Genomic DNA, 25,988 nt, shown 5'->3' on the forward strand with positions numbered 1-25,988 from the left:
CATGTCCGTGGCGCTTCGCCGCATTACCCCTGCCGTTGTGCAATCTCTTCAGGTATTTGTGCAGGTTGTGCTGTATGCAGGTTTATTTATTTTTGCGCAATATCTCGTCTCCTGGCTGCATTTGCCGCTGCCCGCCAACCTGGTGGGGATGATCCTGATGCTGGCGCTGATTGTTTGCCGCATTATTCCTCTGCAATGGGTACGTGCCGGGGCACGCTGGTTGCTGGCCGAAATGCTGCTGTTTTTTGTTCCTGCCGTGGTGGCGGTGGTGAACTATGCACAACTATTGCTGGTGGATGGTTGGCGTATTTTTGCAGTGATCGCGTTGAGCACGGTGATGGTATTGGGCACGACCGCCTGGGTAGTGGAAAAAGTCTATCGCTATGAAATGCGCAGGTTAAACCGTGATTAATTTTCAGCTAAGTATGCTCTGCCTGGCGATTACGCTGGTTATCTATTTTCTTAACAAACGCCTTTATCGCCGCTTTCGTAAACTGCCGTTGATGCCTCTGGTGCTGACGCCTGCGCTACTGGTTATGCTGCTGGTTTTTGGCAATATTTCCTGGCAAAACTATATTGGCGAAGCGCACTGGCTACTATGGCTATTAGGCCCGGCAACCATCGCCTTTGCGGTGCCGGTGTATGACAATCGGGCGATCATTAAACGTCACTGGATGTCGCTGACGGCGGGCGTACTGACGGCAACGGTGGTGGCAGTGACCAGCTCGGTGTGGCTGGCACGATTATTTACCCTGTCGGATGAGATCCAGCGTAGCCTGGCGGTGCGTTCGGTCACTACACCATTTGCTCTGGCAGCGAGCCAGTCGCTCGGCGGACAGCCTGATCTGGTGGCGTTGTTTGTGGTGGTCACCGGCGTGTTTGGCATGGCGATTGGCGACGTGCTGTTTTTACGTCTCTCGATTCGCGAAGGGATGGCGAAAGGTGCCGGATTTGGCGCGGCGTCTCATGGCGCCGGAACCGCGCGATCGTATGAATTGGGTCAACAAGAGGGCGTGGTTGCCAGTCTGGTCATGATGCTTTCTGGCGTATTAATGGTACTGGTTTCGCCGCTGGTGGCCTGGATGATGTTCTGAAGAAATTCCCCGGTCGCCTGACCGGGGAAGGGTAGAGATTAATGTGCGCGGCCTTGCTCAACGCCAAAGCCGGTCTGGGAACGGATAAACTGCGCACGGAACAGTTCACGCTCACGCGCCCCTTCCGCTGAATTATCGGTTGCCGAGAAGAACCAGATGCCGAGGAATGCCACGGTGATCGAGAACAGCGCCGGGTATTCATACGGGAAGATGGCTTTTTCGTGACCAAGGATCTGTACCCAAATAGTCGGGCCGAGGATCATCAGCACTACAGCGGTAATCAGCCCCAGCCAACCTCCCAGCATCGCACCACGCGTGGTCAGTTTCGACCAGTACATAGAAAGCAGAATGATTGGGAAGTTACAGCTCGCCGCGATGGCAAACGCCAGACCCACCATGAAGGCGATGTTCTGATTTTCAAACAGGACACCGAGGATAATGGCAATCACGCCCAAAATCAGGACGGTGATTTTCGATACCCGCAGCTCTTCACGTTCGGTCGCGCCTTTTTTGAAGACGTTGGCGTAAAGGTCATGCGAAACCGCCGATGCACCTGCCAGCGTCAGACCGGCAACCACCGCGAGGATGGTGGCGAAAGCAACCGCTGAAATAAAGCCGAGGAACAGGTTACCGCCTACCGCATTGGCCAGGTGAACCGCCGCCATGTTGTTACCGCCAATCAGCGCCCCTGCCGCGTCTTTATAGGCCGGATTCGCACCGACCAGCATGATCGCGCCAAAACCGATAATAAAGGTCAGGATATAGAAGTAGCCCATAAATCCGGTGGCGTAGAACACGCTCTTACGCGCTTCACGGGCATCGCTGACCGTAAAGAAGCGCATCAGAATATGCGGTAAGCCAGCCGTACCAAACATCAGCCCCAGCCCCAGCGACAGCGCAGATATTGGATCTTTCACCAGCCCGCCCGGCTTCATGATGTCGACACCTTTCGGGTGCACCGCCATCGCTTCGCTGAACAGATTGTTGAAGCTAAAGCCAACATGTTTCATCACCATAAAGGCCATAAAGCTGGCACCGAACAGCAACAGTACGGCTTTGATAATCTGTACCCAAGTGGTCGCCAGCATTCCGCCGAACAGGACGTACATCATCATCAGTACGCCGACCAGAACCACCGCAATGTGATAGTTAAGGCCAAACAACAGTTCGATCAGTTTACCTGCGCCTACCATCTGGGCGATAAGGTAAAGCGCCACGACCACCAGAGAACCACAGGCCGAAAGAATACGAATTGGCCCTTGTTTCAGACGGTACGAGGCCACATCCGCAAAGGTATAGCGACCGAGGTTACGCAGACGTTCGGCAATCAGGAACAGAATAATTGGCCAGCCCACCAGGAAGCCCAGCGAGTAAATTAAGCCGTCATAGCCGGAGGTAAACACCAGCGCGGAGATGCCCAAAAATGAGGCGGCAGACATATAGTCACCCGCAATCGCCAGCCCGTTCTGGAAACCGGTGATATTGCCGCCTGCGGTGTAGTAGTCATTACGAGAACGTACACGTTTTGACGCCCAGTAGGTAATACCGAGCGTAAACACGACGAAAATCAGGAACATAATAATCGCCTGCCAGTTCGTCGGCTGGCGCTCTACGGCCCCGCTAATAGCATCCGCCGCGTTAGCTGCGAAAGGGAGTGTGGCGGCAAGCGCCGTCAGAACTCTTTTCATGATGCTTGTACCTCATGCAGGACTTCATTATTAAGACGGTCAAATTCGCCGTTCGCCCGCCAGATGTAGATACCAGTGAGAACAAAGGAGATCACAATCACTCCAACACCGACTGGAATCCCGCGTGTGACGCTGGTGTTCGGGTTCAGCGGAGTGCCCAGCCAGCCGGGCGCGAAGGCGATCAGTAAAATAAAGCCGATATAAACTGCCAGCATAATAATCGACAGGATGGTGGCAAACCGTTGCCGTTTTTCGACTAACTCCCTGAAATGCGCATTGTCTTCTATCCGCTGATAAATAGTGCCATTCATCACAGATTCTCCAGAGGTAATGTAGGGATTGTTTTAATTCCCGCTCCCTTATGGGAGAAGGTTATCGCTCAGGTAACCCATTGCCTGATGCGCCGCTGTCGCGTCTTATCCGACCTACAGCCGTTGCCGAATGTAGGCCGGATAAAGCGTTTACGCCGCATCCGGCGCTTGTTGTCGGATGCGATGCTGGCGCATCTTATCCGACCTACAACCGTTGCCGAATGTAGGCTGGATAAGGCGTTTACGCCGCATCCGGCGCTTGAGGGTTACGACGGCATTGCGATAGCCTGCTTCTCTTCAAGCAGCTTCTCGACTACGCCAGGATCGGCAAGCGTCGAGGTATCGCCCAGGTTGCTGGTATCGCCCGCCGCAATTTTGCGCAGAATACGGCGCATAATTTTGCCGGAGCGGGTTTTAGGCAGGGAGTCGGTCCAGTGCAGCACGTCTGGCGTTGCCAGCGGGCCAATCTCTTTACGCACCCAGTTGCGGACTTCTGCGTACAGTTCTGGTGACGGTTCCTCCCCGTGATTAAGCGTGACGTAGGCGTAAATCGCCTGACCTTTAATATTGTGCGGAATACCGACGACAGCGGCTTCGGCTATCTTCGGATGCGCCACCAGCGCCGACTCAATCTCTGCCGTTCCCAGACGGTGACCGGAGACGTTCAACACGTCGTCCACGCGCCCGGTGATCCAGTAATAGCCATCTTCGTCACGACGCGCGCCATCGCCACTGAAATACATATTTTTGAAGGTGGAAAAGTAGGTCTGTTCAAAACGTTCGTGATCGCCAAACAGCGTGCGCGCCTGACCCGGCCAGGAGTCGGTGATCACCAGGCTGCCTTCGGTAGCGCCTTCCAGCGGGTTACCTTCGTTATCGACCAGCGCCGGTTGCACGCCGAAGAACGGACGTGTTGCCGAACCGGCTTTCAGCTCGGTAGCGCCAGGCAGTGGGGTAATCATGAAACCGCCGGTTTCGGTCTGCCACCAGGTATCGACCACCGGACATTTCTCGTTGCCGATCTTCTTCCAGTACCACTCCCACGCTTCCGGGTTAATTGGCTCGCCCACAGAACCAAGAATGCGTAGCGACGAACGATCGGTGCCTTCAATCGCTTTATCGCCTTCCGCCATCAGTGCGCGAATCGCCGTGGGTGCGGTATAGAGAATATTGACCTGATGCTTATCCACCACCTGTGCCATACGGGCAGGCGTCGGCCAGTTCGGTACGCCTTCAAACATCAGCGTGGTTGCCCCGCAGGCCAGCGGACCATACAGCAAGTAACTGTGTCCGGTAACCCAGCCCACATCGGCGGTGCACCAGTAGATATCGCCCGGATGATAATCAAAGACATATTTAAAGGTCAGCGCCGCGTACACCAGATAACCGCCGGTAGTGTGCAGTACGCCTTTCGGCTTACCGGTAGAACCGGAGGTGTAGAGAATAAACAACGGATCTTCGGCGTTTACTTCTTCCGGCTGGTGCTGATCGCTCGCTTGCTCAACCAGGTCGTGCCACCACAGGTCGCGTCCTTCCTGCCAGTCGATTTTCCCGCCAGTACGCTTCAGTACAACCACATGTTCAATGCTGGTGACGTTCGGATTTTTCAGCGCGTCATCGACGTTTTTCTTCAGCGGAATGCTACGTCCAGCGCGTACACCTTCGTCGGAAGTGATCACCAATCGTGAGTTGGAATCGATAATACGTCCGGCAACGGCTTCCGGCGAGAAGCCGCCGAAAATCACCGAATGCACCGCACCAATGCGGGCGCAGGCCAACATCGCGACTGCGGCTTCCGGCACCATCGGCATATAAATCGCCACCACATCACCTTTTTTAATGCCCAGCTCAAGCAGGGTATTGGCGAAGCGGCAGACGTCGCGGTGCAGCTCTTTATAGCTGATATGTTTGCTCTGGCTGGCGTCATCGCCTTCCCAGATGATAGCGGTGCGATCGCCGTTTTCTTGCAGATGGCGGTCGAGGCAGTTGGCCGCCAGATTTAGCGTGCCGTCCTCGTACCATTTAATGGACACATTACCCGGGGCAAAGGAGGTGTTTTTCACCTTCTGGTAGGGTTTGATCCAGTCGAGAATTTTTCCCTGTTCGCCCCAGAAGGTATCTGGTGCGTTAATAGATTGTTGATACATCGCTTCGTACTGCTGAGGGTTTATCAGGCAACGGTCTGCGATGTTGGCAGGAATGGTGTGTTTGTGAATTTGACTCATGCTTTTGTTCTCCTTGTAGGATGTTAATAATATGTGGCATAAGCGTTAAATGTAGGGGTATTGGCAGTTTTGTTTAGTATTTGGGCGACAGATCACGCAAAAGTAGAATTGTGCAAATAAACGGCAGGGTAATTTTTGAAGGACACCAACAAAAGTTGATTAATTCTTTGAGGAACATGCAGTTATGCATGCTGTTGAAAAAGAGGAAGATACCGACTAACTCTAAAGTGGTATTTTACATGCACTTACAATTGATTAAAGACAACATTCTGAGTGTGGTTATTTGTTACACATAGGGGCGAGCAATGTCATAACAGTGTATGTGCGGTTACTGTTATGAAAAAACAATAAAAACTGCCATTTCCTCAATGGCAAAATTTGGATGAAGCCCCTATGACAAGGATAAAAATAAACGCACGCCGTATCTTCAGCTTATTGATTCCTTTTTTCTTTTTCACTTCTGTTCACGCTGAACAAACGGCCGCTCCCGCGAAACCTGTAACTGTGGAAGCGAAGAATGAAACCTTTGCCCCGCAGCACCCCGATCAATATCTCTCCTGGAAAGCCACCTCGGAACAATCAGAGCGTGTTGACGCACTAGCAGAAGATCCACGTCTGGTGATCCTGTGGGCGGGGTATCCCTTCTCACGCGATTACAACAAGCCGCGTGGACATGCCTTTGCTGTGACCGATGTACGTGAAACGTTGCGTACCGGTGCGCCGAAAAACGCTGAAGATGGTCCGCTACCGATGGCATGCTGGAGTTGTAAAAGCCCGGATGTGGCGCGTCTGATCCAGAAAGACGGTGAAGATGGCTACTTCCACGGTAAATGGGCGCGCGGCGGCCCGGAAATCGTCAACAATTTAGGTTGTGCCGATTGCCATAACACTGCCTCACCAGAGTTCGCCAAAGGCAAGCCGGAGTTAACCCTTTCCCGTCCGTATGCGGCTCGCGCTATGGAAGCCATTGGTAAACCTTTTGAGAAAGCCGGACGTTTCGACCAGCAATCGATGGTTTGCGGTCAGTGCCATGTGGAGTATTACTTCGACGGCAAAAACAAAGCCGTTAAATTCCCGTGGGATAACGGCATGAAAGTCGAAAATATGGAGCAGTATTACGACAAAATTGCCTTCTCTGACTGGACTAACTCCCTGTCGAAAACGCCAATGCTGAAAGCGCAGCACCCGGAATATGAAACCTGGAGTACGGGCATTCACGGCAAAAATAACGTGACCTGTATCGACTGCCATATGCCAAAAGTGCAGAACGCCGAAGGCAAACTCTACACCGACCATAAAATTGGCAATCCGTTTGATAACTTCGCCCAGACTTGTGCGAACTGCCATACCCAGGACAAAGCCACGCTGCAAAAAGTGGTCGCGGAGCGTAAACAGTCGATTAACGACCTGAAAATCAAGGTCGAAGATCAACTGGTTCACGCCCACTTCGAAGCGAAAGCGGCGCTGGATGCTGGCGCGACGGAAGCCGAAATGAAGCCGATTCAGGACGATATCCGTCATGCTCAGTGGCGTTGGGATCTGGCGATCGCTTCCCACGGCATTCATATGCACGCGCCGGAAGAAGGTCTGCGGATGCTTGGCACGGCGATGGATAAAGCGGCGGATGCGCGTACCAAACTGGCGCGTTTGCTGGCGACCAAAGGCATCACCCATGAAATCCAGATCCCGGATATCTCGACCAAAGAGAAAGCCCAGCAGGCCATTGGCCTGAACATGGAACAAATCAAGGCCGAGAAGCAGGACTTCATCAAAACGGTGATCCCACAGTGGGAAGAGCAGGCACGTAAAAACGGTCTGTTAAGCCAATAACCCCCGTTCCGCCTCGCAAGGGGCGGAAAACACAATGGAGTGAATATGAGCGTATTACGTTCGTTATTAACTGCCGGGGTGCTGGCGTCGGGCCTGTTGTGGAGCCTGAACGGAATTACCGCTACCCCTGCGGCGCAGGCATCGGAAGATCGCTACGAAGTTACCCAGCAGCGTAACCCGGATGCCGCCTGTCTGGACTGTCATAAGCCAGACACCGAAGGTATGCATGGCAAACATGCTTCCGTTATCAACCCGAATAATAAATTGCCGGTTACCTGCACCAACTGTCACGGCCAGCCGTCACCGCAACACCGCGAAGGGGTGAAAGATGTGATGCGCTTTAACGAGCCGATGTACAACGTTGGTGAGCAGAACAGTGTTTGTATGTCCTGCCATCTGCCGGAACAGTTGCAAAAAGCGTTCTGGCCGCACGATGTCCACGTGACTAAAGTGGCGTGCGCCAGCTGCCATTCCCTGCATCCACAGCAAGATACGATGCAGACGTTAAGTGACAAAGGACGGATTAAGATTTGCGTCGATTGCCACAGCGATCAGCGCACCAATCCGAACTTTAACCCGGCGTCTGTTCCGTTGCTTAAGGAGCAGCCATGACCTGGTCACGTCGCCAGTTTCTCACCGGCGTCGGCGTGCTGGCAGCCGTCAGCGGCACCGCAGGACGCGTGGTGGCGAAAACGTTGAATATCAATGGTGTGCGTTACGGCATGGTGCATGACGAGTCGTTATGCATCGGCTGTACCGCCTGTATGGATGCTTGTCGGGAAGTAAACAAGGTGCCGGAAGGTGTCTCGCGCCTGACGATTATTCGTAGCGAGCCACTGGGCGAATTTCCTGATGTGAAATATCGCTTCTTCCGTAAGTCTTGCCAGCACTGCGACCATGCGCCTTGCGTTGACGTCTGCCCGACCGGCGCCTCTTTTCGCGATGCCGCCAGCGGGATTGTCGATGTTAATCCGGATCTCTGCGTCGGTTGTCAGTACTGCATCGCCGCCTGTCCGTACCGCGTGCGCTTTATCCATCCGGTCACGAAGACGGCGGACAAATGCGATTTCTGCCGTAAGACCAATTTACAGGCCGGTAAGCTGCCCGCGTGCGTTGAAGCTTGCCCGACGAAAGCACTGACGTTTGGCAATCTGGACGATCCTAACAGTGAGATTTCGCAACTGCTGCGCCAGAAGCCCTCTTACCGCTACAAGCTGGCGCTGGGAACCAAACCGAAGCTGTACCGCGTACCGTTTAAATACGGGGAGGTGAGTCAATGACGCAGGCTTCCGCATTTCATTTTGAATCACTGGTGTGGGACTGGCCGATTGCCATCTATCTGTTTTTGGTGGGGATTTCTGCCGGGCTGGTGACGTTGGCGGTGTTGCTGCGTCGCTTCTACCCGCAGGCGGGCGGCGCAGACAGTACGTTGCTGCGTACCACGCTGATTGTCGGGCCTGGCGCGGTGATCCTCGGTCTGTTGATCCTCGTCTTCCACCTGACGAGACCGTGGACCTTCTGGAAGCTGATGTTCCACTACAGTTTTACCTCGGTGATGTCGATGGGGGTAATGCTGTTTCAGCTCTACATGGTGGTGCTGGTGCTGTGGCTGGCGAAAATCTTTGAACACGATTTGCTTGCCCTGCAACAACGCTGGTTGCCGAAGCTGGGGATCGTGCAAAAGGTTCTGAGCCTGCTGACGCCCGTTCATCGCGGACTGGAAACGCTGATGCTGGTGCTGGCGGTGCTGCTGGGGGCTTATACTGGCTTTCTGCTGTCGGCGCTGAAATCGTATCCGTTCCTCAATAACCCGATCCTGCCGGTGCTGTTCCTGTTCTCCGGCATCTCGTCCGGTGCGGCGGTGGCGCTGATCGCCATGGCGATACGCCAGCGCAGTAATCCGCATTCCACGGAAGCGCACTTTGTTCACCGTATGGAAATCCCTGTGGTATGGGGTGAAATCTTCCTGCTGGTGGCGTTTTTCGTCGGCCTGGCGCTGGGCGATGACGGTAAAGCTCGTGCGCTGGTGGCGGCGTTGGGCGGTGGTTTCTGGACGTGGTGGTTCTGGCTTGGTGTCGCCGGGCTGGGGCTGATTGTGCCAATGTTGCTCAAACCGTGGGTGAATCGCAGTTCCGGCATTTCTGCCGTGCTGGCGGCGTGTGGAGCCAGCCTGGTCGGTGTGTTGATGCTGCGTTTTTTCATTCTCTACGCCGGACAGTTGACGGTGGCGTAAACCAGAAAAGAGGTGGTTTCTGGACGTATTCCTTCCTGAAGTCGGTTTTCTGGCGTTGTTGTTAAGTCTTGGGGTCAATGTGTTGACCCCGTTGACAACCTTCGCGGGTGTGCGGTTGCGCTGGCCTGCGATGATGCGGCTCACTTGCATCGGCATTCTGGCGCAGTTCGCGCTCCTGCTGCTCGCCTTTGGCGTACTGACGTATTGTTTTCTCATCAGCGATTTCTCGGTCATTTATGTCGCCCAACATAGCTATAGCCTGCTGTCGTGGGAACTCAAACTGGCGGCGGTGTGGGGCGGTCATGAAGGTTCGCTGCTGCTTTGGGTGCTGCTGCTTTCCGCCTGGAGCGCGCTGTTTGCCTGGCATTATCGGCAGCAAACCGATCCGCTATTTCCGCTGACGCTAGCCGTTTTATCTCTCATGCTCGCCGCACTGCTACTGTTTGTGGTGCTGTGGTCCGATCCCTTCGTGCGGATATTTCCACCAGCAATCGAAGGCCGCGATCTCAATCCGATGCTGCAACATCCCGGTCTTATCTTCCATCCGCCGCTGCTTTATCTCGGCTATGGCGGTTTGATGGTGGCGGCGAGCGTGGCGCTGGCGAGTTTACTGCGCGGCGAGTTTGATGCGGCCAGCGCCCGAATTTGCTGGCGCTGGGCACTACCTGGCTGGAGTGCATTAACAGCGGGGATCATCCTCGGTTCCTGGTGGGCCTATTGCGAACTCGGCTGGGGCGGCTGGTGGTTCTGGGATCCGGTGGAAAACGCCTCTTTATTACCCTGGCTTTCTGCCACTGCGCTGCTGCACAGTTTGTCCCTGACACGCCAGCGGGGGATTTTCCGCCACTGGTCGCTGTTGCTGGCGATAGTTACTCTGATGCTGTCGCTGCTGGGCACCTTAATTGTCCGTTCTGGCATTCTGGTTTCGGTTCATGCGTTCGCGCTGGATAACGTCCGCGCCGTGCCGTTGTTCAGCCTGTTTGCACTGATTAGCCTTGCGTCTTTGGCTCTGTATGGCTGGCGAGCGCGGGACGGTGGCCCGGCGGTGCGTTTTTCGGTGTTATCGTGGGAAATGTTAATCCTCGCTACGCTGTTGCTGTTTTGCGCAGTGCTACTGATCGTGCTGGTGGGAACGCTTTATCCGATGATTTACGGCCTGCTGGGCTGGGGACGCCTCTCCGTTGGCGCGCCGTATTTTAACCGCGCGACGTTACCGTTTGGTCTGTTGATGCTGGTGGTGATTGTGCTGGCGACGTTTGTCTCTGGCAAACGCGCGCAGCTTCCGGCGCTGGTAGCTCATGCGGGCGTGCTGTTATTTGCCGCCGGGATCGTGGTCTCCAGCGTCAGCCGTCAGGAGATCAGCCTGAATTTACAGCCGGGTCAGCAGGTGACGCTGGCAGGATACACCTTCCGTTTTGAGCGCCTCGATCTACAAGCCAAAGGTAATTACACCAGCGAAAAAGCGATAGTGGCGTTATTTGACCATCAGCAACGCATTGGTGAACTGACACCGGAGCGGCGTTTTTACGAAGCACGTCGTCAGCAAATGATGGAGCCGTCAATTCGCTGGAACGGTATCCATGACTGGTATGCGGTCATGGGAGAAAAAAACGGGCCGGATCGCTATGCATTTCGTTTGTATGTACAAAGCGGTGTGCGCTGGATCTGGGGGGGAGGATTGTTGATGATTGCGGGCGCATTGTTAAGCGGATGGCGGGGGAGGAAGCGCGATGAATAAAGGACTTCTCACGCTACTGCTGTTATTTACCTGTTTTGCGCGCGCTCAGGTTGTAGACACCTGGCAATTCGCCAATCCGCAACAACAGCAACAGGCGTTAAATATTGCCAGCCAGTTACGTTGTCCGCAGTGCCAAAATCAGAACTTACTGGAATCCAACGCGCCGGTGGCAGTCAGTATGCGCCATCAGGTTTACAGCATGGTGGCGGAGGGGAAGAACGAAGTCGAAATCATTGGCTGGATGACCGAACGCTACGGAGATTTTGTTCGCTATAACCCACCGTTAACGGGTCAGACGCTGGTGTTATGGGCGCTGCCTGTTGTGTTGTTACTGCTGATGGCACTGATCCTCTGGCGAGTGAGGGCGAAGCGATGAAACAGCCCAAAATACCGGTGAAAATGCTGACAATACTCACGATTTTGATGCTATTTCTCTGTGTCGGCAGTTATCTGTTAAGCCCAAAATGGCAGGCGGTACGTGCGGAGTATCAGCGTCAGCGCGATCCGCTACATCAGTTTGCCAGCCAGCAAACCCCGGAAGCGCAGCTTCAGGCATTGCAGGATAAAATCCGCGCTAATCCACAAAACAGCGAACAGTGGGCGTTGCTGGGCGAGTATTACCTGTGGCAAAACGATTACAGCAATTCGCTGCTGGCATACCGTCAGGCGTTGCAACTACGTGGTGAGAACGCTGAACTGTATGCGGCGCTGGCGACGGTGCTTTATTACCAGGCCAGCCAGCATATGACCGCCCAGACTCGCGCAATGATCGACAAAGCCCTCGCGCTGGACGAAAACGAAATTACCGCCCTGATGCTGCTGGCTTCCGATGCTTTTATGCAGGCGAATTACGCGCAGGCCATCGAACTATGGCAAAAAGTGATGGATCTCAATTCACCCAGGGTCAACCGGACACAGTTGGTTGAGTCGATTAATATGGCGAAACTGTTGCAGCGGAGATCGGATTAATCATTCGGCGTTGCAGATTATGTTATTGAGCTGCGTAAAAAATAATCGAATGAATACATGTAAAAAATAATCACCATTAACGATTATTGCAGATTAAACAAATAAAAATCTTTCCATAACAAATGGTTATTCATATAACCTGTCATAAACTCGCGTTATTATGCATTAATGCAGCGAAAAGCTCTGTTGTTAAAGGGTTGCGCAACATACCGCGCAAATGATACTGATCATAAGCGTTAAAAAAATCTACAAACCAACGCAACACAATTCATGCCCTGGCAGTATGTCACGTTCTCGCGTTTCTGAACGGGGAACGGTGCTCCATTGAGGAAGTCATTCATATGAAAAATATAAAATTCAGCCTGGCCTGGCAGATTCTGTTTGCTATGGTGCTGGGCATTCTCCTGGGAAGCTACCTGCACTACCATAGCGACAGTCGCGAATGGCTGGTCGTCAATTTGCTCTCTCCGGCGGGTGATATCTTCATCCACCTGATCAAAATGATTGTTGTGCCGATTGTGATCTCCACGCTGGTGGTAGGTATCGCGGGTGTTGGTGATGCCAAACAGCTTGGGCGTATTGGCGCGAAAACCATTATCTACTTTGAAGTGATCACCACCGTCGCCATCATTCTGGGGATCACTCTGGCAAACGTCTTCCAGCCCGGTGCCGGGGTGGATATGTCGCAGCTGGCGACCGTCGATATCTCGAAATATCAGAGCACTACGGAAGCGGTACAAAGCAGTTCCCACGGCATTATGGGCACGATTTTGTCGCTGGTGCCGACGAACATTGTGGCGTCGATGGCGAAAGGCGAAATGCTGCCGATCATCTTCTTCTCGGTGCTGTTTGGTCTGGGGCTTTCCTCCCTGCCCGCGACGCATCGTGAACCGCTGGTGACCGTGTTCCGCTCCATCTCTGAAACCATGTTTAAAGTGACTCACATGGTGATGCGTTATGCACCGGTGGGTGTGTTTGCGCTGATTGCGGTGACGGTGGCTAACTTTGGTTTCTCTTCTCTGTGGCCACTGGCGAAACTGGTGCTGCTGGTGCATTTCGCCATTCTGTTCTTCGCGCTGGTAGTGCTGGGAATTGTGGCGCGCCTGTGCGGGTTAAGCGTCTGGATCCTGATTCGCATTCTGAAAGATGAGCTGATTCTGGCGTATTCCACTGCCAGCTCTGAAAGCGTGCTGCCGCGAATTATTGAGAAGATGGAAGCCTACGGTGCACCGGCGTCAATCACCAGCTTCGTGGTGCCGACCGGTTACTCCTTTAACCTTGATGGTTCGACGCTGTATCAAAGTATTGCCGCTATCTTTATCGCGCAGTTGTATGGAATTGACCTGTCTATCTGGCAGGAAATCATTCTGGTGCTGACGCTGATGGTGACCTCGAAAGGGATTGCTGGCGTGCCGGGTGTGTCGTTTGTGGTGCTGCTGGCAACGCTGGGTAGCGTCGGTATTCCTCTGGAAGGTCTGGCGTTTATTGCCGGTGTTGACCGTATCCTCGACATGGCGCGTACCGCGCTGAACGTGGTGGGTAATGCGCTGGCTGTGCTGGTCATTGCCAAGTGGGAACACAAATTTGACCGCAAAAAGGCGATGGCCTACGAACGTGAAATGCTGGGCAAATTTGATAAGACTGCGGATCAGTAATTGAAGATTGCCGGGGGGTATATCCACCCGGCAATGTGTGGATGCCTGATGCGACGCTGTCGCGTCTTATCAGGCCTATCTTAACCGTTGGTTAATTTTTCAAACTCTTCACACCCGGTATCAAACCCTTCCATACAGCTCAGGTTCAACCAGTGCAGCGCCTTTTGTTTGTTCTTCTCGATAAAACCCTCTTCACCGTTTAAGAACATCATCCCCGCCCAGTACTCGGAATAACCGGTACGGGAAATCGCGGAGCTGCGTTTGAAATACCAGGTTGCTTTGTCATCGTCAGCCGTAATGCCCACGCCGTTGGCGTAAATCAAGCCAAGCAGCATCTGGGCATCAACGGCGGTATCATTCTCTAAATCTTCCGAGGCGTTTTCTAACAGCGAAATCGCCTTCGGATAATCTGGTTTACCCGCCTGGCTATTAACCAGAATATGCGCCAGCGTCACTTCACCTTCTTTACTGCCCGCCTGTGCTGCTTTCTCGGCGAGCACTTTTGCTTGTGGATAGTCCAGACTGACCGGATTGGTGATTTTGATCTGCGCTAACAGCGCGCAGGCATCGGCATCACCGCTGTCAGCGGCTTTCTGTGCCCAATATTCGGCTTTGCTCAAATCGCCGGAGCTAAACCAGCTGTCGGCAAGAAAATATTGTGCGCGTCGGTCTCCGGCCTCTGCTGCCTTTACATACTGGCTGCCGGGCTCGGAGTCGTTTGCGTGGGCAAAGAATGTCAAAAACAACATCAATGCGATAATTTTTTTCATTTTGATAATACGATTGGGTAGGGAGTAACCAGTATAAAGAGTTCGAATGGATAAAAAAACAGCCTCCGAAAGGAGGCTGTAAGAGGGACTGATTTACGCCAGCGCCGCTTCGCGCAGGCGAGTTTTCAACTTGTTGTACTCGTCAATCACGTACTGCTCGGCGGCGCGCTGATCGGCGATCGGCTCGACGCGCACGGCGCAGTATTTGTACTCCGGCGTTTTCGTAATCGGGCTTAAGTTCTCGGTAACCAGCTCGTTACAGGCACCAATCCACCACTGGTAAGTCATGTAAATCGCCCCTTTGTTCGGACGATCGCTGACCTGCGCACGGGTGATAATTTTGCCTTTACGCGAATGCACCCAAACCAATGCCTCGTCTTCAATACCCAGACGTTTGGCGTCTTCGGTATTAATTTGCGCGTAGCCAGGTTCATCAGCCAGCGCCGCCAGCGCCGCACAGTTACCAGTCATCGAACGACAAGAGTAGTGACCGACTTCACGCACCGTTGACAGCACCATCGGGTACTCATCGGTGAGCTTGTCGATTGGCGCTACCCAGTCGCAGGTGAAGAACTGCGCCAGACCGTTCGGGGTATCAAACTTCTCTTTAAACAGGTAAGAAGTCCCCTGATCGGCATCTGAAGTATCGCGGCAAGGCCACTGAATGAAGCCCAGTTCGCCCATTTTCTCGTAAGTTGCACCGTAGAAATCTGGGCACAGATGACGCAACTCATCCCAGATCTCCTGGGTGTTGTTGTAGTGCATCGGATAACCCATACGGGTGGCGATTTCACTGATGATTTGCCAGTCCGTTTTCAGATCCCACTTCGGTTCAACCGCCTTGAAGAAACGCTGGAAGCCACGGTCAGCCGCAGTGTAGACACCTTCATGTTCGCCCCACGAGGTTGACGGTAAAATAACATCCGCCGCCGACGCGGTTTTGGTCATAAAGATGTCCTGAACGATGACCAGTTCCAGATCTTCAAAGGCTTTACGTACTGCCGACAGTTCCGCGTCCGTTTGTAGCGGATCTTCGCCCATAATGTACGCCGCACGGACTTCGCCATGCGCCGCACGGTGCGGCAGTTCGCTGATGCGATAACCGGTATGGGCCGGCAGGCTTTCCACGCCCCAGGCTTTGGCGAATTTCTCGCGGTTAGCCGGATCTTTCACGTACTGATAGCCCGGATACGTATCCGGCAGCGCGCCCATATCGCAGGCACCCTGCACGTTGTTCTGACCACGAACCGGGTTAACGCCCGCATGTGGCTTACCGAGGTTACCGGTCAGCATCGCGAGGCTGGTCAGAGAACGCACGGTTTCCACGCCCTGATAGAACTGGGTAACACCCATGCCCCACAGAATGGATGCGCTTTCGGCCTGGGCATACATCCGCGCCGCCTGACGAATCTCACTGGCGCTGACGCCGGTGATATCTTCAACCGACTCCGGCGTGTAGCCTTCAACGATTTTACGATACTCTTCAAAGCCTTCTGTGCGAGAAGCGACGAACGCTTTGTCGTACAGATTTTCTTCAATAATGACATGGCCCATCGCATTCAACAGCGCGATGTTCGAGCCGTTTTTCAGTGCGATGTGCATGTCCGCAATGCGCGCGGTTTCAATTTTGCGCGGATCGCAGACGATAATTTTCGCCCCGTTACGTTTAGCGTTAATTACGTGATTCGCCACGATTGGGTGGGAATCTGCCGGGTTGTACCCGAAAACGAACACTAAATCGGTATTATCAATTTCGTTAATGGCATTGCTCATTGCGCCGTTACCGACCGATTGGTGCAGACCTGCAACCGATGGGCCGTGTCAGACGCGAGCGCAGCAGTCAACGTTATTAGTACCAATAACGGCGCGCGCAAATTTTTGCATTACATAGTTGGTTTCGTTACCCGTACCACGCGAGGAGCCGGTCGTCTGGATGGCATCCGGACCGTACTTCTCTTTGATGGCGCTCAGGCGCTCGGCAACGTAATTCAGTGCCTCATCCCAGGAAACAGGTTCGAGTTTGCCGCCACGCTGGCGACGGATCATGGGGGTTTTCAGGCGCGGGGTCAGGATCTGGGTATCGTTAATGAAATCCCAGCCATAATAACCCTTCAGACACAGAGTACCCTGGTTGGTTTTCCCCTGCGCTGCCTCCGCCCGGACGATTTTGCCGTTATCGACGACCAGGTTGATTTTGCAACCTGATGCGCAATATGGGCAAACCGTGACGACTTTTTTCATCGGTCTCGCTCCAGTTAATCAAATCACGCATACGCGCTCTCGACTACAGTATGCATCTTTTATGCCACATTTTATTTGGGGACATTCCTTGATATTACGGGCACTATTTATTCAAAACTCTGACGAAAAACAGGCTGTCGTCAGTTTTGACGTGACGAAACGAAATACCGCGTGACAGCCATCACGCGGCAGACATTTTATTTTTTCTCGATGCCGGGAGCCGCCTGATACCCGCCGCCCAGCGATTTCATCAACTGAATGCTTTGGATCACGCGGCGGCTATCCAGCATCAGTAATGACATCTCTTCGGCAAGCACCGGCAATTCGGCTTCGGTTGCCTGTAAGCGGCTGGTTAAACCGCGCTTGTAGGCGGCGTCGGCGGCGCGCTGGGTGAAGCGGGTTGCTTCTACGCGTTCTGCCTGCATCTCCCGCTCGTCATTCAGCGTTTGCAGGCGTGTACCGTTGACCGCGACATCGCGCACTGCGTTCAGCACGGACTGGTTGTAGCGTTCAATCATCATGTTGCTGGCGGCGCGAGCGCCTTCGAGATTGGCATTCAACCGTCCACCGTCAAACAGCGGCAATTTCAGGCCTGGAATGAAGTTGAACTGGCGACTGCTTTTTTTGAATAAGGTATCCAGGTGGATGGAATCCAGGCCGAAAAACGCTTTGATATCAAAGCTTGGGTAGAACAGCGCCCGCGCGGAATCCACCTGATTTAATGACGCCTGAACATACCAGCGCATGGCTTGCAGATCCGGACGTCTGGCGAGCAACTCATAAGAGAGTGTCGCCGGAATGCCGGTCTGTACCTGTGGTAACGCCACTGGTTTGATCTCCGGCATATCGCTGGCGCCCGCGCCAGTCAATGCGCGCAGAGATTCTCGTGTTTCAGTGATTTGCCCTTTGACGGCAGCAATTTGTTTATCGACCGCCAGAATCTGCGCCCGCGCGCCGTGGAACGGTACTTGCGCTTCCAGGCCGTGCGCCACTTTGCTCTGATGCGCTTTCACCGCGTAATCAATCACGCTGCGGGTTTGCTCTAACAGATCGAGCATCTGGTAGCTGGCCTGCATACTGTAATAAAGCTGCGCTACGCCTGTAGTGAGCGACAGTTCCACTGCCGCAGTTTCTGCCAGCGCGGCGTTATGCGCGCCAATGGCGGCGGCAACCGCTGAGCGATGTACGCCCCATAAATCGAGATCTAATCCGGCAAACAAACCAACAGTAGCTTCGGTGTAGTACGGACCATCCATTTCCAGTGCGGGCGCATCCATCGCATAAGGGCTTAAAAAGCCGTTGGCAGAGACGCGCTGGCGGTTGAGCATCCCTAACGCCGCCACCTGCAATTGTGAACCAGCATCTAACAAATCTGCCTGCGACTGCGCTTTTTCTTCCTGCAATTTCGCTTCGGCGAGGGTGTGAGAACCGCTTAACGTCCGTTGGATCAGCGCATCCAGTTGTGGATCATTAAACTGTCTCCACCACTGCGCTTGCGGCCAGCCGGAACTGGCAAGATGAATATCATCGGCAAGTTTGATCTGCTCTGGTTTAAGCTGTTGATGAGGGGCTGAATCCTTACGCACTAACGCACAGCCGGAAATCAGCGTCGTGCTGCCGAGAATGCTGCACAACAACAAGCGTGAAAGTTGACGATTGATCATTGAGTGGCTCCTTGTGCCTGTTCCGTGGCGGGCGTTAATGCCGGGGCTGTCCAGTCTGGCAAGCGGGCGATGAGCTGACAGACGTGTTGCTCCTGTTTTAATAAGGTGGGCAGGATGGCCTGCGAGGCGGGTATCTCTTCAAGCGTTATTTGAGGAGAATGGCTGAGCGCGGTTGCCAGACCGGCAGCGTATTTCTCCAGTGCATCGGCAAAATGGCTGGCTCTGTCCGGCTGGAGCGCGTGATCCAGCGCCTGAGCCGAGTTCCAGGTGGCATCCCAGGCGTGAAGAATGTCGCGTCCCTGACGAATAACTGTTTGCGAGCGTTCAATCAGTAAGGCGCGTTCATCGCCGTCCAGTTGACGTTCAAGCGCCACGCGTTGGCACATTTCTTCACAGGCATTAAACGCCGCATGTAGACCTATACGAATTTGCAGATAAGTGCGCAGAGCCGTGACTTCCTGTTGGCGCGGGATACGCATTAGTTTGCTTAACATACCCAGCGCGCCAGCCAGTTTTTGCGGCAGTGCACGCGCTTCGCTTTCAGGCCAGACAAAGGTGTAAATCACCGCTGATACCGCCGTACCGATAAGAATGCCGATGGCACGATCGCGTATTTCCACCAGGTCGTAAACCGGACCAAAGACGTTTTCGAGCGTGGCGAGAGCAAAGGTCACCACCATCTGCGTGCCGATATAAGAAGAACGCTCAGAGCTGGTGGCGAACCACGCGCCTGCCAGGAAAATCGGTGCCAGTACGAGCAGCAATTCGACAATATTGTCCAGCCAGGGCATGACCAGTAGCGTAAACAGCAACGCCAGAATTGCACCGCAAAAAGCTCCGCCAAAACGTAGCGCCATCTTCTGGTACGAAGAACCGATATTGGGGTTAGCGACGATCACGCAGGTCAGCATACAGGTGTGAATGCCTTCCCAGTCCACGCCGCTGTAGAAGGTGTAACAGATCAAACAGGCCAGCAGCGTTTTTACCGCGTAACGCATATAGTCCGGATTAGTAAAGGCATCGGCGACCATTGACGGCGGTTTGGCGGCGGGCGTTGGCGGCGTGTGCGGGTCCATCTGACCAAGCTGTAACAGTGTCTGGCAAATATTCTCCAGGTTACATTCCCGTGCCGCCATCGCTTCATCTTCACTAAGCCGCCAGTCGCTTTGCCAGCACTGCCCTTTGGCAATAGCATGTTGCAGCTTGTTGATTTCAATGGCTAATTTTTGCCGAAACTCAATGATCGCCTGCGAATCAGCAAAAGAGGTGGGATCGTAGCGATTCAGCGTCGAGTAAATGTAGGTTACCGTTGCCACGCAGCTTTGCCACCATGCATTATGGGTTCGCCAGTCGGCGTCGTCCGCGAGGCAAAAGACATTCAGTTTTTGCAGCGCCAGCGCCTCTCTTTCAATCCGCGTTTCGGGTAGCGGCGCAAGGCTTTCTGTCAGGTGACGTACCGCGTCATCAAGCCGATCATTAAGCGCCTGATGCATCTGCGTAATAGCGCGGCTGGGAAACCACAGCACGCCGATTAACGTCATCAGCAAGGTTGGATAGAGGCCGACAACGATACACCACAGCGTTAAGCGCACGACCACTTCCGGGTAGTCGAGCATGGCGGGGAAGGTTTGCCCGTAAATGGCGACAATGGCGACGGCGAAAAAGACCAGTCCCAGCCGATGGGTGCGCATCAAAAACATGCAGCCCATCAGGACAGGACCTGCGATGATCAATCGGATCAACGGTTCGCCGTATGACCATTTGTAGATCAAAAACAGGCTGCCGATCTCCAGCACCGTGGCAACCACAAACAAGATCGCGACAAATTTGGTGTAAAACGCGTTCGACTGAATACCGTAAAACAGCACCGCTAGTGATAACGCCACGAAGGGGATCTCAAAGGTCATCGAGATCAGAATCACCAGCAGGCAGCCTACCCAGAGCTGCACGGTCTGCGGCACACGACCAGGTCGCCGCTCGCTTAACTCTTCATGAAAGAACGCCAGCAGCCTGACCACCGGTAATGGCAGGGAGTTGAGCGCGCTCATTATTGCGGCTCAAGATTAGCGACTGCCGACGCGCCAATACGGAACATTTCCGGGTCAGGTTTATCGACCATGATTTTGACCGGAAAACGCTGGGCAACGCGAACCCAGTTAATAGAGCGAGACACTTTCGGCAGGCCGCCCAGCACCAGACCGCCGTCATCCGGCAGCACGCCGTAGCCAATGGAATCCACTTTACCCTCGAAGGTTTTGCCGCTGTCGCTCATCAGGCGAATCGTCGCAGGCGTACCGGCATGAATATTTTTCAGATCGGTTTCGCGGAAGTTGGCGATAACGTACCAGTGACGAGTGTCGATTAGCGTGAAAATAGGGCGCATGGCAGAAGCAAATTGCCCAACCGAGGTTTTGAGGGAAATGACCCGACCATCAAACGGCGCGCGGACGGTTGCCATTTCCAGATGCAGTTTGGTTAGCGCGATATCCGCTTCCACCGCCGCACGTTGGGCGACCAGCGCATCGACGCCGCTGACGCCGCTGGCGGCTGACTGCGCCTGTAACAATACGGCATTAAGATCCGCTTCTGCGGCGCGCTGCGCCGTTCTTGCACGGTCAACGTCTTCCGCTGAGACAAAACCTTCTTTCAGTAATGGCTCGGTGCGGCGTAATGTATCTGTGGCCTGTTTCGCGGCGGCACGGGCTTTTTCTACCGTGGCATTAACCGAGTCGGCACCAAACTGTTGCGCGTCAACGCTACGCTGGGTGAGCATAATTTGCTTATCCAGCGCCGCGAGGGAGGCTTCGGCTTTCGCCAGATTCGCTTCGTATGGGCGAGGGTCGATGCGGAACAGCAAATCGCCCTGTTTGACTGCCTGGTTGTCTGTGACTGCCAGTTCCACAATACGACCGCTGACTTCCGGCACTACATCGATGGTATCGGCAGAAGCATAAGCGTCGTTGGTTGATGGCGCACTGTCTACGCGCCAGATAACGAAAACGAGGGCAACAAGCGCCAGCGCAACGACCAGCAGGGCAGGGATCTTACTGCGAGGAGCTTTTTTCGGCGTACTTTCCATGAGCGCATCTCAAATAGATTAGAAAAATGCCAGCCAGAACAGCATGGCGTAGAGAGCAAAAAGGGCGGTATAAATAATTCCGACAAATGCCAGATTGATATTTGCCCTCTGAATAATTCGCCTCGTGATGAGTGTCACAATAAGGCTGGCAATAGCGCAGAAAAACCAGCTGGGATAATAAGCGCCAATCACCGGGATCGCCGGAGATAATGAGCATCCCGAAACCATGATGACGGGAATTATCCAGGCTGTTTTTTTGAATTGCATCACCATGCGAGAGAGAACTGTTGGCATAATAAATACATCCTGTCTGCTGCGAACAATATCTGTAGTGAATATCAATATCCATTGAAGGCGTCAGTATGGCTATTTTCTTGATGAATAAAAATAGCTTTATTCAGCCACCGCATTCATAACTTATATATATTGTGTATTAATTTTCTGTATGTATTTTTAATATAAATACTTTCGGGGGCTTGAATGCCCCCGAAAATGAGTGGAATTAATTCGGGGTTACAATATTCACCCACAAATCGAAATTATCCAGACAAGCAATAATTTCTTCCAGTTTCGCACCATTGCCAATAATTTTGGCTTTCTTCGCTTTTACCAGATCCGCCATTTTCGCCTGTCCGGTCAGCACGGCGTGCAGATCTTCACGGCTAATGTAGAAGGACGCATTGGCTTGCGGTTGCAGCGTTTTACGGTAGTTAAGCACGCTATCGTTCAGGGTCAGGTTGAGGTTATCGCCGTTACTCATATTGAAGTTCAGGCTGATGTTCTTCCCGGCGGCTTTTTCGCTATCGAGGCGAACAGCCATAAAGTCGAACAGCATTTCGACCGACATCCCGCGAATGGTATCCGGGGAACCGGTGGTGCCGTGGCTGAACTTATGTACTCCTTCGCGCAGCTCTTTCGCGCCAGTCAGGTAGAAACCGCGCCAGGTGGCTGACTCCGCCTGATAACCAAGCTGTTCAAAGTTATTGGCTTGCAGATTCTTCGCCACCTGGTCGCCCGGATTGGCGGCAATCACCTGTTTCAGTAACTCTGCCGACCAGCGGTAATCTCCCTGCTGGTTTGCTTCTTGCGCCAGGCTGATGACGCGTGCGGAACCGCCCAACGCCTGTACATAACGTTTACCCATCTCCACCTGACCATACGGATGCAGGTTTGCCGGGTTACCGTCGTAATAGCCGAGATAGAAGTTATATACCGCACGGGCGTTGTGGCTGACAGAACCGTAATAGCCACGGCTGGCCCAGTTATTGGCAAGCGCAGGCGGCAGCTTAATCATGTCGCCGATTTCATTCATGGTGTAGCCCTGGTTTGCCAGGTGCAGGGTCTGGTCGTGAATGTACTTGATAGTATCGCGATATTTACCAATATAATCATTGATATGCTTATTGCCCCATACCGGCCAGGTGTGCGGCATAAACAGGACTTCCGCTTCGTTACCCCACATATCCAGCGTTTCGTTCAGGTACTCGGTCCATTTGCTGGTATCGCGGGTTTTCGCGCCGCGCAGAGTGTAGAAGTTGTGCAGGGTATGAGTGGCGTTCTCGGCGGTACACAGGGCTTTCAGTGCCGGAATATAGAAGTGCATTTCCGCTGGCGCTTCGCTGCCTGGGGTCATCAGGAAGTCAAACTCCAGACCGTCGATAATCATCTTCTCGTCAGTTCTGACGATCGTTTTGGTTGGCGCAATAATGCTTGGGTCACCGGTTGCCAGCGTCACGCCGAGACCGTTACCCACGTTACCCTGCGCGTTGTGCGGCAGTAACAGGCCGTAAGAGTAGAGCGCACGGCGGCTCATAATGTTACCCGCCAGTACGTTTTCACTGATGGCTTCGTCCATAAATCCAGCAGGGGCAATCACCTGCACTTTGCCCGATTTAACATCAGCTTCGGAGATAATGCCTTTTACGCCGCCATAGTGGTCGGTGTGGCTGTGGGTGTAGATAACCGCAACAATCGGTTTTTGCGGACGATGCTGGAAGTAAAGGTCAAGGGCGGCTTTTGCGGCAGGCGGCGTTACCAGCGGGTCGATAACAATAATGCCTTTCTCGCCTTCCACGAACGTAATGTTGGAGATGTCCTGACCACGCACCTGATACATTTTATCGGTGACTTTGAACAGGCCAGAAATACCGTTGATCTGTGACTGACGCCACAGGCTGGGGTTTACCGTTTCCGGCGCAGCGGCATTAATATCAAATTTGTAATCGTCCGCGCGGTAGTAAACTTTGCCGTTCGCATCACGCAGAATACCTTCATCGAGCAGCGGGGCGATAAATCCGCGCTGGGCGTCGTCAAAATCCTGACGATCGCTAAACGGTAATGATTTGGCGTAATTCTGATTTACCTGTTGCGTATATTGGGAGGTGGCTTTCGCTTCCTCTTTCGCGTAAGCGGTATTTACCATCATGCTGCTGGCGGCGGTTAACGCAATAACAATCCTGCTCAAACGGAATAACCGAGAGTTATTCATATAAATCTCCATTTATCATTTGTGTCGTAAATATGTAATCCATGCAAAATACGTCATTTAAAGCTGGCGATATCATAATTGGGAAATTGCGACTTTAATAAGTGGAAGTGTGAGCGGAACGAGCCATTTTATTAGGGATTTGTGCTGAAGGTGAAAAAGTACGGCATATCTATTAATAATATCAATAATGTGACATGAATTATATTTTCATTATATATATTGCTTTCCTCTTTCACTTCGCCAGGAAGTACGCACAATGATTAATCAGGTGAATAATGCGGAGTGTAACCATGAAACCCGTGGTGCTGGTGGTGGATGATGACGCGGCTATCTGTGCACTGTTGCAGGATGTGTTAAGCGAACATGTCTTTACGGTTTCAGTCTGCCATACCGGACAGGCGGCAATATCGTGTATTGAAGGCGATCCTGATATTGCGCTGGTGGTGCTGGATATGATGTTGCCTGATACCAACGGCCTGATGGTATTACAACAACTACAGAAAATGCGTCCTGCATTGCCGGTGGTGATGCTGACCGGTCTGGGCAGTGAGTCTGATGTGGTGGTCGGGCTGGAAATGGGCGCGGATGATTACATCTGCAAGCCATTTACCCCACGGGTAGTGGTCGCGCGACTAAAAGCGGTGTTACGGCGCGTTGGCGTGCTGGCGGTCAATGAGGAGAAAAATGCCGGGCTGTCATTTAATGGCTGGTATCTCGATACCACACGCTGCCAGCTACATAATCCGCGACAGCAACTTGTTGAGCTGACTCAGGGCGAATATTGCTTGTTGCTGGCTCTGGCACAAAACGCCCGTCGGGTATTGAGCCGCGAGCAGTTGCTGGAGTTTACCCATAGTGACAGCATAGAGGTGTTTGATCGCACCATCGACGTATTAATCATGCGACTACGACGCAAAATCGAACTGAACCCGCATCAGCCAATGTTGATTAAAACTCTGCGCGGTCTGGGTTATGTCTTCGCTGCCGACGTGCATTAATCCGACATTTCTGTTTGCAGCTCTTCCAGTGTTTTTGCCCCGTCGATGGCGTTGGCGCATAACAGGCTCGCGCGTGCGCAGGCATGTGCCAGTTTGATGCTCTCGGTAAGCGTCCAGCGTTCGTGGCAGCCATACAAAAATCCGGCACAAAACGCATCACCCGCGCCGACGCTACCGATAATCTCGCGCGGTTCTAATTTCCGTGAGGGTATCCACATGCCGCCCTGTTCCGGCGTCTCTCCCCATGCGCCTTCCGCGCAGTGAATCACCACGCGCTGGCGCACGCCCGCATCTAACAGTTCGCGCGCGGCGGCGGCAATATGCGCGATATGTGGCTCGCCGTTAGGCAAACGAATCTCCAGCCCGCTAAATTCCCCAGCCTCCAGTTCGTTAATTACCAGATAATCCAGATGACGCAACGCGGGCAATACCAGCGGCTGATAGCGCGGATCGCCCTTGCGGGAAACCAGATCGAGACAGGTTTCATAGCCAGCGTCATGCATCTGCGCCAGCAGGCGGGTGCTGCGAGTGCCATAAACATCGTCTGGCATATCCAGGCTTTCGAGCAACAGCAGATAACCGAGATGGAAGATTTTCATGCTGCTATCAAGCTGGTCGAACGCCGGAAGATCCAGCAGCCGGTTAGCGCCCGGTGAATGGAAAAATGTGCGCTGTCCGCTGGGATCGGTCATCACCTGCGACATCGATGTTGGTGCAAAGGTGGTGCGCTGCACATGCTGGCGGTTGACGTGATATTGCTCCAGCATTGCCATAATGTAATCGCCATCGCTGTCCTGACCGATTAGCCCGACCGCCTGCAAAGGCAGCCCGGCGCGCATTTTCGCCAGCGTCAGGAGGACGTTAAGCGGCGCGCCGCCGGTGGAGCGTTCGCTGTGGGTGATCTCAGCCAGCCAGCCGCGCTCCGGCCACTGGATAATCTGGTGGACGTGGTCAACCAGCATATTTCCTGCTGCGATAATACCTTTACGTTCCATCATGCCAGCT

General features: G+C 53.5%; 22 protein-coding genes. 11 read left to right on the top strand and 11 right to left on the bottom strand.

The genetic code is table 11. From position 1 onward, the window contains the following. Nucleotide 1 precedes the first annotated feature (1 nt). Both LG381_RS06120 and LG381_RS06125 read left to right on the top strand, forming a co-directional pair. Nucleotides 2-412 carry a CidA/LrgA family protein gene (locus tag LG381_RS06120; RefSeq protein WP_000109436.1) on the top strand — a complete coding sequence of 137 codons (411 nt, stop codon included), beginning with the start codon at nucleotides 2-4 and terminating at the stop codon, nucleotides 410-412. Continuing rightward, nucleotides 405-1,094: an LrgB family protein gene (locus tag LG381_RS06125; protein ID WP_175119324.1), complete on the top strand. Its 690-nt coding sequence runs from the start codon at nucleotides 405-407 to the stop codon at nucleotides 1,092-1,094. The genes LG381_RS06120 and LG381_RS06125 overlap by 8 nt, the downstream gene beginning before the upstream one ends. 38 nt (nucleotides 1,095-1,132) lie before the next feature. Here the strand turns inward: LG381_RS06125 and actP are convergent, their stop codons facing one another. The 3 genes from actP to acs form a co-directional block, all read right to left on the bottom strand. Next, a complete protein-coding gene (gene actP, locus LG381_RS06130) occupies nucleotides 1,133-2,782 on the bottom strand; it encodes a cation/acetate symporter ActP (RefSeq protein ID WP_000832546.1) in 1,650 nt (549 codons plus the stop codon). Beyond that, nucleotides 2,779-3,093: a DUF485 domain-containing protein gene (locus LG381_RS06135; protein WP_001296646.1), complete on the bottom strand. Its 315-nt coding sequence runs from the start codon at nucleotides 3,091-3,093 to the stop codon at nucleotides 2,779-2,781. The genes actP and LG381_RS06135 overlap by 4 nt, the downstream gene beginning before the upstream one ends. A gap of 266 nt (nucleotides 3,094-3,359) precedes the next feature. After that, a complete protein-coding gene (gene acs / locus LG381_RS06140) occupies nucleotides 3,360-5,318 on the bottom strand; it encodes an acetate--CoA ligase (protein ID WP_000078202.1) in 1,959 nt (652 codons plus the stop codon). A gap of 393 nt (nucleotides 5,319-5,711) precedes the next feature. Here acs and nrfA point away from each other — a divergent pair, with 393 nt between their 5' ends. The 8 genes from nrfA to gltP all read left to right on the top strand — a co-directional run bounded on the left by nrfA (nucleotide 5,712) and on the right by gltP (nucleotide 13,743). Further along, nucleotides 5,712-7,148: an ammonia-forming nitrite reductase cytochrome c552 subunit gene (gene nrfA / locus LG381_RS06145; RefSeq protein ID WP_225762143.1), complete on the top strand. Its 1,437-nt coding sequence runs from the start codon at nucleotides 5,712-5,714 to the stop codon at nucleotides 7,146-7,148. A 45-nt stretch (nucleotides 7,149-7,193) separates the two neighbouring features. Beyond that, nucleotides 7,194-7,760, top strand: a complete 567-nt coding sequence (gene nrfB / locus LG381_RS06150) for a cytochrome c nitrite reductase pentaheme subunit (protein WP_010354304.1) — start codon at nucleotides 7,194-7,196, stop codon at nucleotides 7,758-7,760. After that, complete coding sequence (nrfC, locus tag LG381_RS06155) at nucleotides 7,757-8,428, top strand: cytochrome c nitrite reductase Fe-S protein (RefSeq protein ID WP_000220269.1); 672 nt, start codon at nucleotides 7,757-7,759, stop codon at nucleotides 8,426-8,428. The genes nrfB and nrfC overlap by 4 nt, the downstream gene beginning before the upstream one ends. Beyond that, entirely contained in the window at nucleotides 8,425-9,381 is a 957-nt protein-coding gene (gene nrfD / locus LG381_RS06160) for a cytochrome c nitrite reductase subunit NrfD (RefSeq protein ID WP_225762144.1), read from the top strand. The genes nrfC and nrfD overlap by 4 nt, the downstream gene beginning before the upstream one ends. 19 nt (nucleotides 9,382-9,400) lie before the next feature. Beyond that, nucleotides 9,401-11,119 carry a heme lyase CcmF/NrfE family subunit gene (locus LG381_RS06165; protein WP_225762973.1) on the top strand — a complete coding sequence of 573 codons (1,719 nt, stop codon included), beginning with the start codon at nucleotides 9,401-9,403 and terminating at the stop codon, nucleotides 11,117-11,119. After that, complete coding sequence (gene nrfF / locus LG381_RS06170) at nucleotides 11,112-11,495, top strand: heme lyase NrfEFG subunit NrfF (protein ID WP_001032546.1); 384 nt, start codon at nucleotides 11,112-11,114, stop codon at nucleotides 11,493-11,495. Before LG381_RS06165 ends, nrfF begins: the two co-directional genes overlap by 8 nt. Continuing rightward, nucleotides 11,492-12,088 carry a heme lyase NrfEFG subunit NrfG gene (gene nrfG / locus LG381_RS06175; protein WP_222680969.1) on the top strand — a complete coding sequence of 199 codons (597 nt, stop codon included), beginning with the start codon at nucleotides 11,492-11,494 and terminating at the stop codon, nucleotides 12,086-12,088. Before nrfF ends, nrfG begins: the two co-directional genes overlap by 4 nt. Nucleotides 12,089-12,429: 341 nt before the next feature. Further along, the gene (gene gltP, locus LG381_RS06180; protein WP_000789605.1) at nucleotides 12,430-13,743 is read left to right on the top strand and encodes a glutamate/aspartate:proton symporter GltP; all 1,314 of its coding nucleotides are present in this window, start codon (nucleotides 12,430-12,432) and stop codon (nucleotides 13,741-13,743) included. A gap of 80 nt (nucleotides 13,744-13,823) precedes the next feature. On the opposite strand, the gene yjcO is transcribed toward gltP, so the two are convergent. The 7 genes from yjcO to yjcS form a co-directional block, all read right to left on the bottom strand. After that, a complete protein-coding gene (gene yjcO, locus LG381_RS06185) occupies nucleotides 13,824-14,513 on the bottom strand; it encodes a Sel1 family TPR-like repeat protein YjcO (RefSeq protein WP_105280899.1) in 690 nt (229 codons plus the stop codon). 93 nt (nucleotides 14,514-14,606) lie between these two features. Continuing rightward, the gene (fdhF, locus tag LG381_RS06190; protein ID WP_077629246.1) at nucleotides 14,607-16,754 is read right to left on the bottom strand and encodes a formate dehydrogenase subunit alpha; all 2,148 of its coding nucleotides are present in this window, start codon (nucleotides 16,752-16,754) and stop codon (nucleotides 14,607-14,609) included. 197 nt (nucleotides 16,755-16,951) lie between these two features. Then, nucleotides 16,952-18,418, bottom strand: coding sequence for a multidrug efflux transporter outer membrane subunit MdtP (mdtP, locus tag LG381_RS06195; protein ID WP_225762145.1), 1,467 nt, complete (start codon nucleotides 18,416-18,418; stop codon nucleotides 16,952-16,954). Then, nucleotides 18,415-20,466, bottom strand: a complete 2,052-nt coding sequence (gene mdtO, locus LG381_RS06200; RefSeq protein ID WP_225762146.1) for a multidrug efflux transporter permease subunit MdtO — start codon at nucleotides 20,464-20,466, stop codon at nucleotides 18,415-18,417. The genes mdtP and mdtO overlap by 4 nt, the downstream gene beginning before the upstream one ends. Further along, the gene (gene mdtN, locus LG381_RS06205; protein WP_000446395.1) at nucleotides 20,466-21,497 is read right to left on the bottom strand and encodes a multidrug efflux transporter periplasmic adaptor subunit MdtN; all 1,032 of its coding nucleotides are present in this window, start codon (nucleotides 21,495-21,497) and stop codon (nucleotides 20,466-20,468) included. Before mdtN ends, mdtO begins: the two co-directional genes overlap by 1 nt. A gap of 18 nt (nucleotides 21,498-21,515) precedes the next feature. After that, nucleotides 21,516-21,791 (bottom strand): YtcA family lipoprotein, encoded by a 276-nt coding sequence (locus LG381_RS06210; RefSeq protein WP_137325697.1) that lies wholly within the window; start codon nucleotides 21,789-21,791, stop codon nucleotides 21,516-21,518. Between the two features lie 208 nt (nucleotides 21,792-21,999). Continuing rightward, nucleotides 22,000-23,985: an alkyl sulfatase YjcS gene (yjcS, locus tag LG381_RS06215; protein WP_225762147.1), complete on the bottom strand. Its 1,986-nt coding sequence runs from the start codon at nucleotides 23,983-23,985 to the stop codon at nucleotides 22,000-22,002. A 290-nt stretch (nucleotides 23,986-24,275) separates the two neighbouring features. Between yjcS and LG381_RS06220 the strand changes: the two genes are divergently transcribed. Beyond that, nucleotides 24,276-24,983, top strand: a complete 708-nt coding sequence (locus tag LG381_RS06220; protein WP_000805926.1) for a response regulator transcription factor — start codon at nucleotides 24,276-24,278, stop codon at nucleotides 24,981-24,983. On the opposite strand, the gene LG381_RS06225 is transcribed toward LG381_RS06220, so the two are convergent. Next, on the bottom strand, nucleotides 24,980-25,981 hold the full coding sequence (locus LG381_RS06225) for a carbohydrate kinase family protein (RefSeq protein ID WP_225762148.1): 1,002 nt from the start codon (nucleotides 25,979-25,981) through the stop codon (nucleotides 24,980-24,982). The genes LG381_RS06220 and LG381_RS06225 overlap by 4 nt on opposite strands. Nucleotides 25,982-25,988: the final 7 nt, after the last annotated feature.

This window comes from Escherichia sp. Marseille-Q3837, from assembly GCF_916618735.1.
Taxonomy (GTDB): Bacteria; Pseudomonadota; Gammaproteobacteria; order Enterobacterales; family Enterobacteriaceae; genus Escherichia; species Escherichia ruysiae.

Bases quoted from the DNA above. Each gene is read 5' to 3' on its own strand.
- LG381_RS06120 (WP_000109436.1), top strand. From the start codon at position 2: ATGTCCGTGGCGCTTCGCCGCATTACCCCTGCCGTTGTGCAATCTCTT.
- actP (WP_000832546.1), bottom strand. From the start codon at position 2,782: ATGAAAAGAGTTCTGACGGCGCTTGCCGCCACACTCCCTTTCGCAGCT.
- LG381_RS06135 (WP_001296646.1), bottom strand. From the start codon at position 3,093: ATGAATGGCACTATTTATCAGCGGATAGAAGACAATGCGCATTTCAGG.
- acs (WP_000078202.1), bottom strand. From the start codon at position 5,318: ATGAGTCAAATTCACAAACACACCATTCCTGCCAACATCGCAGACCGT.
- nrfA (WP_225762143.1), top strand. From the start codon at position 5,712: ATGACAAGGATAAAAATAAACGCACGCCGTATCTTCAGCTTATTGATT.
- nrfB (WP_010354304.1), top strand. From the start codon at position 7,194: ATGAGCGTATTACGTTCGTTATTAACTGCCGGGGTGCTGGCGTCGGGC.
- nrfC (WP_000220269.1), top strand. From the start codon at position 7,757: ATGACCTGGTCACGTCGCCAGTTTCTCACCGGCGTCGGCGTGCTGGCA.
- nrfD (WP_225762144.1), top strand. From the start codon at position 8,425: ATGACGCAGGCTTCCGCATTTCATTTTGAATCACTGGTGTGGGACTGG.
- nrfF (WP_001032546.1), top strand. From the start codon at position 11,112: ATGAATAAAGGACTTCTCACGCTACTGCTGTTATTTACCTGTTTTGCG.
- nrfG (WP_222680969.1), top strand. From the start codon at position 11,492: ATGAAACAGCCCAAAATACCGGTGAAAATGCTGACAATACTCACGATT.
- gltP (WP_000789605.1), top strand. From the start codon at position 12,430: ATGAAAAATATAAAATTCAGCCTGGCCTGGCAGATTCTGTTTGCTATG.
- yjcO (WP_105280899.1), bottom strand. From the start codon at position 14,513: ATGAAAAAAATTATCGCATTGATGTTGTTTTTGACATTCTTTGCCCAC.
- mdtP (WP_225762145.1), bottom strand. From the start codon at position 18,418: ATGATCAATCGTCAACTTTCACGCTTGTTGTTGTGCAGCATTCTCGGC.
- mdtO (WP_225762146.1), bottom strand. From the start codon at position 20,466: ATGAGCGCGCTCAACTCCCTGCCATTACCGGTGGTCAGGCTGCTGGCG.
- mdtN (WP_000446395.1), bottom strand. From the start codon at position 21,497: ATGGAAAGTACGCCGAAAAAAGCTCCTCGCAGTAAGATCCCTGCCCTG.
- LG381_RS06210 (WP_137325697.1), bottom strand. From the start codon at position 21,791: ATGCCAACAGTTCTCTCTCGCATGGTGATGCAATTCAAAAAAACAGCC.
- yjcS (WP_225762147.1), bottom strand. From the start codon at position 23,985: ATGAATAACTCTCGGTTATTCCGTTTGAGCAGGATTGTTATTGCGTTA.
- LG381_RS06220 (WP_000805926.1), top strand. From the start codon at position 24,276: ATGAAACCCGTGGTGCTGGTGGTGGATGATGACGCGGCTATCTGTGCA.
- LG381_RS06225 (WP_225762148.1), bottom strand. From the start codon at position 25,981: ATGATGGAACGTAAAGGTATTATCGCAGCAGGAAATATGCTGGTTGAC.